Genomic DNA, 9,122 nt, shown 5'->3' on the forward strand with positions numbered 1-9,122 from the left:
GCAGGGTGGTCGAGAAGATGTTCTCGATGTTGTAGTTGTTCATCTTCTTCTTCGGCCGCTGTTCCGGCGGCACGATGACCTTCCAGGTCGCCTTCATGTCCTTCAGGCCGAATTCCGGCGGCTGCGGCGGGGTCTGCTGGACGTAGCGGGCCATCAGGTCCACTTCGTCGTCGGACAGCTCACCGGAGGTGCCCCAGTTGGGCATGCCGGCGGGAGAGCCGTACTTGATGAAGACCTTCAGGTAATCGGTGCCGGCGGCGAGGGTTTTCTCGGGAGTCAGCGGCTTGCCGGTGGCGCCCTTGCGCAGCACGCCGTGACAGCCGGCACAGCGTTCGAAGTAGATCTGCCGGGCCTTGTCGAACTCCGCCTTGCTCATCGGCGGGGCCTTCGGATTGATATCCTGGTACATCTCGACATTGGCCAGCGGCGAGCCGGCCGACTGATACTTGGCCTCGGGGGCGTTGGTGGTGGTCTTGGCCTCTTCGGCGAAAGCCTGCGACATGGCCAGCGGCAGCAGGGCCGCCGCGATTGCTCCGGTTTTCCACATTCTCATCGTGCATCTCCCTTGAAATGAGCTCAACGAGCGGACAGTCCCGCTTCCCATTCAGGTTGCGCCAGGGGGCTATACCCCTTCCTTGATAGCGGTCAAGTTCGAGAACGTGACTCGGCTGATAGATTCCGGTCGTCATGATTCCCGGGAGTTTCGCCATGCCGCCGCCCGTCACCGCCAGTCTGGAAATGCCAGCCGCCGGCGCATTGCGCGCCTTCCTCCACCAGGTGCTGGGTGGGCCCGCTGGTTTTGCGCCGGATGCCGCGCGGCCCCTCGCCATGCCGACCGGCGGATCGGGCCGGGTGGCCCTCGTCGGGGCCGGCCCGGGCGATCCGGAGCTGCTGACCCTGCGCGCCGCGCGCCTGATCGCCAGCGCCGATGTGCTGGTGGTCGATCATCTGGTGGGCGACGGCATCCTCGATCTGGCCCGGCCGGACGCCGAGTGCATCTACGTGGGCAAGGAGGCCGGCCACCACACCCTGCCCCAGGAAGACATCAACCGCCTGCTGGTGCGGCTTGCCCGGGAGGGCCGGCAGGTGGTGCGGCTGAAGGGCGGCGACCCGTTCATCTTCGGGCGCGGCGGCGAGGAGCTGGAAGAACTGCTGGAAGCCGGCGTGCCCTTCGAGGTGGTGCCGGGCATCACCGCCGCCTGCGGGGCCGGCGCGTATGCGGGGATTCCCCTGACCCACCGGGATCACGCCCAGTCGGTGGTGTTCGCCACCGGCCACCGCCGGGCCGGCGAATCGGCGCTCGACTGGGTGGCCCTCGCCCGGCCCAACCAAACCGCGGTGATCTACATGGGCGTAGGCATGCTGCAGGCCCACTGCGCGGCCTTGATCGAGCACGGTCGCGGCGCCGACACGCCCGCGGCGCTGGTGGAAAACGGCACTCGCGCCAACCAGCGGGTGGTCACCGGCACCCTGACGACCCTGCCCGACGTGGCCGCCGCCGCCGGCATCCGCCCGCCGGCGCTGCTGATCGTGGGCGAAGTGGTGGCCCTGGCCGACAAGCTGGCGTGGTTCAACCGGGCCCAGGCGACGGTCTGAGCGGCGTTCCTTGAGCCCCTGCAGGTCGGACTTCAGTCCGACATCGCTGGTTGTTCAGGCGGGGTTTGTCGGACTGAAGTCCGACCTACACTAGGCGGGCGCCGGTGCAGACTTGGTAGTCCGACCCCCAGGCGTGGCAGTCGGACGTGCAGGGCTGAAGCGTCAGGCTGCGGCGGTGAGGAAGCGCACATCCACCGGGCAGGCCACCAGCGGAGCGGAATCCACCAGCACGGCTTTCAGGTGCGGCGTCTGCATGTGGGCGTCGATGGCGGCCTGGCTGGCCCATTCCTCGACGAAGGTGAAGTCGGTGGCGTCGGCGGTGTTGTTGAGCAGCTCGTAGCGGATGCAGCCTTCTTCCCTGCGGGTCGGCGCCAGCATGCCCAGCAGCAGGGTGCGCAGGGCGTCGATGGTGTCGGGCTTGGCGGTGAAGCGGGCGATGATGTGGATGCTCATGGTGTTCTCCGGAAGGGTTATGGTTTTGGGCCGGCTATTCTAGCCCGGGCGTCCGCGTTGTCATCCGGCGCGGCGGCATGACGTGACAGAATGCGGCTGTTATCCGCATCGCTCGAAAGCGCCCCATGTCCGTTCATTCCCTTGCTGTCCATCACCATCCGTCCGCGCGCCCCAATGGCCGGCCGCCGCTGCTGTTCGTCCACGGCGCCTACACCAACGCCCAATGCTGGCAGCTGCACTTCGTGCCCTTCTTCAATGAACGGGGTTTCGACTGCTATGCGCTGGATCTGTCCGGCCACGGCGAGAGCAGCGGGCACGATCGCATCGATGACTTCGGCCTCGACGACTACGCCGACGACGTGGCCCGGGCGGTGGCGGGGCTGCCGGCGCTGCCGGTGCTGATCGGCCATTCGATGGGCACCCAGGTGGTGGAGCGCTACCTCACCAGCGGCGGCCAGGCGGCGGGCGTCGTGCTGATGGCGCCGGTGCCGCCTTCGGGCACCGGTGGTTCGGCCAGCCGGCTGGCGCTGACCCGGCCGGATTTCTTCGAGGAGCTGCCCAACGCGGTGTCGGGCCGGCCGACGGAGGCGACCTTCCAGGTGATGACCGATATCTACTTCTCGCCGGAGATGCCCCACCAGGAGCTGGTGGAGTTTTTGCCGATGATGGAGTGCGAATCGGACCGGGCGGTGGCCGAGATGGTGGCGCTGCCCTTCCTGCGCACCGGGCGTCGGCCGGCGATACCGGCGCTGGTGATGGGCGGCGGGGTGGATGCGGTGTTCCCGCCGTCGATGCTGTTCTTCACCACTCTGGCGTGGCGGGCGCAGTCGGTCACGGTGCCGGGCTGCGGTCACATGCTGATGCTGGACCGCCCCTGGCCGCAGGCGGCGGAAGCCCTGGCGGGCTGGCTGGAGACGACTTACCCGGCCCGGTCGAGCATCACGTAGCGCTTCTCGACGCGCTCGATCACCTCGAAGGTGCCGATGAAACCGGCGGGGATGATGCCCGCCTCGCCGGGCCCGAACTCCCGGGCGTTGCCAGCGGTATCCACGATGCGCAGCCGCCCGCTCACCACCTGGAAGAACTCGTGGCGCCCCGGATGGAAGGCGATCCGCCACGCGCCGGGCTCGCAGGCCCAGTCGCCGATCGACAGGGCGCCATCCTCGGCAGCGTAGCGTTCGGCGGTGAGGCGCAGCGGCGGCGAACCGATCGCCCGGCCAAGGGCGGGGCGGTCTTCGACAGGTTCGGGGGCAGGGTCGGAAAAATGAATGACGGACGGCGGCATGACGAAGCGGAATCCGGTGGGCAGAATCGGAAAGCCGCGGAGTTTACGCCTTTGCCGCCGACATGGCGCAGCGGGTGGATTCGCTTACAAAAAAGAGGGGCGATCGGGCGATCCGGCCCCAAGCCGACATCCTGTAGGTCGGACTTCAGTCCGACAAACGCCGCACGATTGACGAGTGGTGTCGGACTGAAGTCCGACCTACAGGCTTGCGCCAAGCAAGACGGTGGCCGAGAAGCCGTCGCGAGATCGGGCCGCGCAGCAGGCTTATCGGCTGCTGTCTAGAAGAGTTCGACGTCGTCGCCTTTGTCCTTCATCTCGGCCTTGTAGTGCTCCAGGGCTTCCTTCACCGGCATGCCCTGCATCACCGCGTTGAACATCTCGAGCTCTTCGCGGGTGGAATACTTGGCGCGGATCTTCTCCTGCAGCGCAACCCATTCGAAGGGGTTGTAGAGCTTGCGCTGGTCGGTGACGAGGCTGCCGAGGGCTTCCAGGCTGTGGGACACGTGGGCCAGGCGCTGACTCAGCTTGTCGTAGAACTGGAAGGCGATGATCGAGCGCTGGACGCGGCCGGCGACTTCGCTGGCGTGGCCGATCAGGGTGGACTTGAGATCGGCGGTGGCGGGGTTGTCGGGCAGGGATTCGAGGGCCTGGCCCATCATCCGCATGTAGCCGGCCATCGAAGTGAAGGAGTCGGTGAGCACTTCGACCGAGCTGTTGCCTTCCTTCAGCGCCGAATCGATCTGGCCGACGGCCAGTTCGAGCATCAGCACGGTTTCGCGGACCTGACTCCAGTCGAGGTCGGGGGTGAGGGCGCTGCTGCCGCGCCGTTCTTCAGCTGCCATGAGGGGGCTCCGTACATCGTGGACGATGTGCGGTTTTCGGCACGGCTCCGAAAAGCTTTAGGGCGCCCATGCCGGCGTCGTGGTGCCGGCGTGACGGCTGTCGCGCGCCGGCCTAGCCGCCCACGAAGACCGGCTCCGGCTCCAGATCGACCCCGAAGCGGGCGCGCACGTCGCCGCGGACGGCCTCGCTCGTGGCGCGCACGTCGCTGCCCCGGGCGCCGCCGTGATTGACCAGCACCAGCGCCTGATTGGCGTAGCAGCCCACCGGGCCGAGGCGCTTGCCCTTCCAGCCGGCCTGTTCGATCAGCCAGCCGGCGGCGAGCTTCTGGCTGCCGTCGGGCTGTGGATAGTGGGGCAGCGTGGGGAAGTCGGCGGCGAGGCGGGCGTACGCGTCGGCCGAAACCACCGGGTTCTTGAAGAAGCTGCCGGCGTTGCCGATCTCGGCCGGGTCGGGCAGCTTGCGGCGGCGGATGGCGATGACGGCGTCGGACACCTGCAGCGGCGTGGGCTGGGCGATGCCCTGGGCCTCGAGCTCGCGCGCCACGTCGGCGTAGTTGGTGCGCGGCTGCCACTGCTTGGGCAGGCGGAAGGTGACCGCGGCGATGAGATAGCGCCCGGCACCGGCCTGCTTGAAGAAGCTGTCCCGGTAGCCGAAGTGGCAGTCGGCCTTGTCGAAGCCGACCGTCTTGCCGGTTTCGAGGTCGTAAGCGCGCAGGCTGTAGAAGTGCTCGGCCATCTCGATGCCGTAGGCGCCGATGTTCTGTACCGGTGCGGCGCCAACGGTGCCGGGGATCAGCGACAGGTTCTCGAGGCCCGGCCAGCCCATTTCCAGCGTCCAGCGTACGAAGTCGTGCCAGTTCTCGCCGCCGCCGGCGCGGATGTAGAAGGCGTCGGCGTCTTCCTGCACGCGGCTCTTGCCGTGGAAGGCGACCTTCAGCACGAGGCCGGGGAAGTCGCCGGCGAGCACCAGGTTGGAGCCGCCGCCCAGCACGAAGCGCGGCAGGCCGGCGACGCGCGGGTCGTCAATCACCGCGCGGAGCTGGTCAGCCGAATCGACGGCGGCGAACCACGCGGCGCGGGCCGGCAGGCGCAGGGTGTTGAGGGCGTCGAGGGCGACGTCCTGCTGGAGCAGGTTGGGGGCGGTCATTGGCGGATTTCGGCGAAGTCGGGCGGCGGCGGCAGATCGGGCGTGCGTCGGGCCGGGTTGATGTCGAGCCCGCCGCGGCGGGTGTAGCGCGCCCACACCGACAGGCTGGCGGGCCGGCACTGGCGCATCACGTCCATGAAGATGCGCTCGACGCATTGTTCGTGGAATTCGTTGTGCTGGCGGAAGGACACGATGTAGCGCAGCAGACCCTCGCGGTCGATGGGGGCGCCGCGGTAGCGCAGCACCACCATCGCCCAGTCCGGCTGGCCGGTGACGAGGCAGTTGGACTTGAGGAGGTGCGAGTACAGCGTCTCGGTGACTTCCGGCTGGCTGGCGTCGGCGCGGAGCAGGCCCGGCGCGGGCGAGTACCTGTCGATCTCGATGTCGAGCTCGTCGAGCAGCAGGCCCTTGGGGTAGCCCATCGGGCGCTGGGGGCGGGTGGACAGCGGCTCGACCTTCACCGAAACCGGCGCGCCGGCGGCGGCCGACAGATCGGCGGTGAGGCGCGCGGCGAGTTCATCGACGCTTGCGAGCCGGGTCTGGTTGAAGGAGTTGAGATACAGCTTGAACGACTTGGATTCGACCAGATTGGGCGAATCGGCCGGCACGCGGAACTGCGCCAGCGCCACCATTGGCTTGCCCTTGGGGCCGAGCCACGAGACTTCGTAGGCGTTCCACAGGTCTTCGCCGACGAAGGGCAGGCTGCCGGCGGCCACGCCGATCTCGTCGCGCTTGCCCTGTCGGGCGATGGGGAACAGCAGCTCGGGCGCGTAGTGCTCGGCGTAGGCGACGGGCTTGCCCAGCGGCGAGGCGTCGGGGTGGGCGGGAATGTGAGCGGTCATGGCGGTGGATCAGGGCTTGCGCAGGGCGGCGAGGAGCTTCTGGCCGGCGCGGCCGTCGACGTTGTGGCCGAGGCGCTGCTGTTCGCTGCGGATCGCGGCGCGGCTGGCGTCGCCGAGCATGCCATCGACGGTGCCTATGGCGTAGCCCTTGGCTATAAGCAGGGTTTGTAGCTCCCGGCGTTCGGCGCGTGAGAGGCCCGGGTCGTCGGTGGGCCACGGGGTGGCGAAGGCGCCGCTGCCCTTGAGGCGGTCGGCCAGGTGGGCGATGGCCAGCGCGTAGCTCTCGGCGGCGTTGTAGCCGAAGATCACGTCGAAGTTGCGGAACACGATGAAGGCCGGGCCCTTGGGGCCGGCGGGCAGCAGCAGGCCGGCGGAATCCGGGCCACTGAGGGGGCTGCCGTCGACGCGCGTGACGCCGCGCGCCGCCCAGCTGGCCAGCGCCTGCCTGTTCTTGCGGCCGGCGCTGCTGGCGTCGAAGCCGGCGGGCAGGCGCACCTCGTAGCCCCAGGGTTCGCCCTCGCGCCAGCCGGCCTTGCGCAGGAAGTTGGCGGTGGAGGCGAGGGCGTCGGGGATGCTGCCGACCAGATCGCGGCGGCCGTCGCCGTCGTAATCCACCGCCAGGCGCAGGAAGGTGGACGGCATGAACTGGGTGTGGCCGAAGGCGCCGGCCCACGAGCCGACGAGCTGTTCGGCCTTCACGTCGCCGGCGTCGACGATCTTGAGGGCGTCGAAGAACTCGCCGCGGAAGTAGGCCTGGCGGCGGCCGTAGCACGACAGCGTGGACAGCGAGGTGAGCAGCGGCCGGGCGCCGAAGTTGCGGCCGAAGTTGCTCTCGACGCCCCACACCGCGACCACCGTGGCCGGATCGACCTTGTAGCGCGCCGACACGTTGGCGAGCACCTCGGCCCACTGTTTCTGCATCGCGCGGCCGTCGGCGACGCGTTCGTCGTCCACCAGGCCGGAAAGGTAATCCCAGATCGGGGTGCGGAACTCGGGCTGGTAGTCGAGGAAGTCGAGCACCTTGAGGTCCGGCGCGAGGCTAGCGGTGAGGCGGTCGTAGCTCGGGCCGGAGATGCCGCGGGCGGCGGCGTCGGCCTTGAGGCCGGCGACGCAGGGGGCGAAGCGGGCCGGATCGGGGGCGTCGGCGGCGTGGGTGGTGGCGGCGCCAAGGACGGCGGCGAGGGCGGCGAAGGTGGATTTCATCAGCGTATGAAGGATTGCATCAGGGCGAAGAAGCGCCCGTAGAACTCGGCGTCGGTGACGGTCTCCTCGCCCACCTTGACCAGGGTTTCGTTGTTGCCGCCGAAGGGCAGCGAGACGGAGCCAATGCCGGCCACGCTGAGGCCGGTGCTGGCCGAGCCGGCCTTGAGCTCCTCGCGCAGCTGGCGGACGTTGGCGAACACCACCGAACCCTCGCCCTCGGCCAGGCACGACAGGCTGAAGGTGAGCTGGATCTGGGTCTCGCGGTTGGGCTGGAAGAACTTGCGGGCGCGCACCAGATCGGGCTTGCTCTCGTCGATCAGGTAGCCCTGGCTGAGCAGCGCCCGGCGGCCCGCCTCGCAGGAGGCTGCGGCGCCGGTGTCGAAGGACTGCTCGAAGGGCGAATCGGGGGTGAAGTGCTCGAGCTTGTAGCTATCGTCCTTCTTTTTCGGCGAAAAGGTGCTGCACGCCGCCAGGGCGAGGATCAGCAGCAGGGGGGTGATGCGGTGGTACATCCAGGGGCTTTCAAGAAATGCGGGGCGCGGCCTGCGCCGGTGGGGCCGGCGCCCGGACGGCCGCTCAGTGCGCCTCGTCCCAGTTGGCGCCGACGCCCACTTCGGCAACCAGCGGCACGGAAAGTTGCGCCACGCCGGCCATCAGCTTCGGCAGCTGGTCGCGGATCAGCGCCACCTCGTCGTCGGGCACCTCGAGCACCAGTTCGTCGTGCACCTGCAGGATCAGCTTGCTCTTTACGCCGGACTCGCGCAGCCAGGCGGAGGTGGCGATCATCGCCTTCTTGATGAGGTCGGCGGCGGTGCCCTGCATGGGCGCGTTGATCGCGGCGCGTTCGGCGGCCTGGCGGCGGCCGACCTGCTGGGCGCGGATCTCCGGCAGGTGCAGGCGGCGGCCGAAGACGGTCTCAACAAAGCCGTTGGCCTTGGCCTCGGCGCGGGTGCGGTCCATGTAGGCGGCGACGCCGGGGTAGCGGGCGAAGTAGCGGTCGATGTAGTTGGCGGCGGCGACGCGCTCGATGCCGAGGTTCTTGGCAAGGCCGTGGGCGCTCATGCCGTAGATCAGCCCGAAGTTGATCACCTTGGCGTAGCGGCGCTGTTCGCTGGTCACTTCCAGCGGGGTGACGCCGAAGATCTCGCCGGCGGTGGCGCGGTGCACGTCCTCGCCGTGGGCGAAGGCGTCCAGCAGGCCCTTGTCGCTAGAGAGGTGCGCCATGATGCGCAGCTCGATCTGGGAGTAGTCCGCCGAGATGATCTTGTGGCCGGCCGGGGCGATGAAGGCGGCGCGGATGCGGCGGCCTTCCGGCGTGCGGATCGGGATGTTCTGCAGGTTGGGCTCGGTGCTGGCGAGGCGTCCGGTGACGGCCACGGCCTGGCTGAAGCTGGTGTGCACGCGGCCGGTGCGGCGGTTCACCATCAGCGGCAGCTTGTCGGTGTAGGTGTTCTTGAGCTTGGCGAGGCTGCGGTGCTCGAGCAGCAGCTTGGGCAGCGGGTAGTCTTCGGCGAGCTGGGAGAGCACGTCTTCGTCGGTGGACGGCTGGCCGGTGGCGGTCTTCTTGACCACCGGCAGGCCCAGCTTGGTGAACAGGATTTCGCCGAGCTGCTTGGGCGAGCCCAGGTTGAAGGGCTGGCCGGCGAGCTCGTGGGTCTGCAGCTCCAGCTCGTGGAGGCGGCGGCCGAGCTCTTCGGAGTGCTGGGCGAGCAGGAAGTCGTCGATCAGCACGCCGTTGCGTTCCATCTCGAACA

Annotated in this window: 11 protein-coding genes; 2 read left to right on the plus strand and 9 right to left on the minus strand. The window is 68.7% G+C overall.

What is annotated here, in order from left to right; all coding sequences use genetic code 11:
- Positions 1–553: cytochrome c (locus Q0672_RS12575; RefSeq protein ID WP_298622645.1), on the minus strand; the 553-nt coding region annotated here is incomplete at its 3' end.
- 275 nt (positions 554–828) lie between these two features.
- Here Q0672_RS12575 and cobA point away from each other — a divergent pair.
- Positions 829–1,596: a uroporphyrinogen-III C-methyltransferase gene (cobA, locus tag Q0672_RS12580; protein WP_298622663.1), complete on the plus strand. Its 768-nt coding sequence runs from the start codon at positions 829–831 to the stop codon at positions 1,594–1,596.
- A 162-nt stretch (positions 1,597–1,758) separates the two neighbouring features.
- On the opposite strand, the gene Q0672_RS12585 is transcribed toward cobA, so the two are convergent.
- Positions 1,759–2,049 (minus strand): putative quinol monooxygenase, encoded by a 291-nt coding sequence (locus tag Q0672_RS12585; RefSeq protein WP_298622647.1) that lies wholly within the window; start codon positions 2,047–2,049, stop codon positions 1,759–1,761.
- A 125-nt stretch (positions 2,050–2,174) separates the two neighbouring features.
- On the opposite strand from Q0672_RS12585, the gene Q0672_RS12590 reads away from it, so the two are divergent.
- Positions 2,175–2,996 carry an alpha/beta hydrolase gene (locus Q0672_RS12590; RefSeq protein ID WP_298622649.1) on the plus strand — a complete coding sequence of 274 codons (822 nt, stop codon included), beginning with the start codon at positions 2,175–2,177 and terminating at the stop codon, positions 2,994–2,996.
- Here Q0672_RS12590 and Q0672_RS12595 read toward each other — a convergent pair.
- The 7 genes from Q0672_RS12595 to Q0672_RS12625 all read right to left on the minus strand — a co-directional run.
- A complete protein-coding gene (locus Q0672_RS12595) occupies positions 2,969–3,334 on the minus strand; it encodes a cupin domain-containing protein (protein ID WP_298622651.1) in 366 nt (121 codons plus the stop codon). The genes Q0672_RS12590 and Q0672_RS12595 overlap by 28 nt on opposite strands.
- A gap of 278 nt (positions 3,335–3,612) precedes the next feature.
- Positions 3,613–4,176 carry a hypothetical protein gene (locus Q0672_RS12600; protein WP_153162902.1) on the minus strand — a complete coding sequence of 188 codons (564 nt, stop codon included), beginning with the start codon at positions 4,174–4,176 and terminating at the stop codon, positions 3,613–3,615.
- 112 nt (positions 4,177–4,288) lie between these two features.
- Complete coding sequence (gene murB, locus Q0672_RS12605; RefSeq protein ID WP_298622653.1) at positions 4,289–5,323, minus strand: UDP-N-acetylmuramate dehydrogenase; 1,035 nt, start codon at positions 5,321–5,323, stop codon at positions 4,289–4,291.
- Positions 5,320–6,165: an NADPH-dependent 7-cyano-7-deazaguanine reductase QueF gene (gene queF / locus Q0672_RS12610; protein ID WP_298622656.1), complete on the minus strand. Its 846-nt coding sequence runs from the start codon at positions 6,163–6,165 to the stop codon at positions 5,320–5,322. Before queF ends, murB begins: the two co-directional genes overlap by 4 nt.
- Before the next feature lie 9 nt (positions 6,166–6,174).
- Entirely contained in the window at positions 6,175–7,368 is a 1,194-nt protein-coding gene (locus tag Q0672_RS12615) for a lytic murein transglycosylase (RefSeq protein WP_298622657.1), read from the minus strand.
- On the minus strand, positions 7,368–7,880 hold the full coding sequence (locus Q0672_RS12620) for a DUF2242 domain-containing protein (RefSeq protein WP_298622659.1): 513 nt from the start codon (positions 7,878–7,880) through the stop codon (positions 7,368–7,370). The genes Q0672_RS12615 and Q0672_RS12620 overlap by 1 nt, the downstream gene beginning before the upstream one ends.
- 64 nt (positions 7,881–7,944) lie before the next feature.
- On the minus strand, positions 7,945–9,122 hold a 1,178-nt coding region (locus Q0672_RS12625), incomplete at its 5' end, for a DNA polymerase (RefSeq protein WP_298622661.1).

The organism is uncultured Zoogloea sp. (assembly GCF_937894855.1).
In the GTDB taxonomy this organism is placed as follows: domain Bacteria; phylum Pseudomonadota; class Gammaproteobacteria; order Burkholderiales; family Rhodocyclaceae; genus Zoogloea; species Zoogloea oryzae.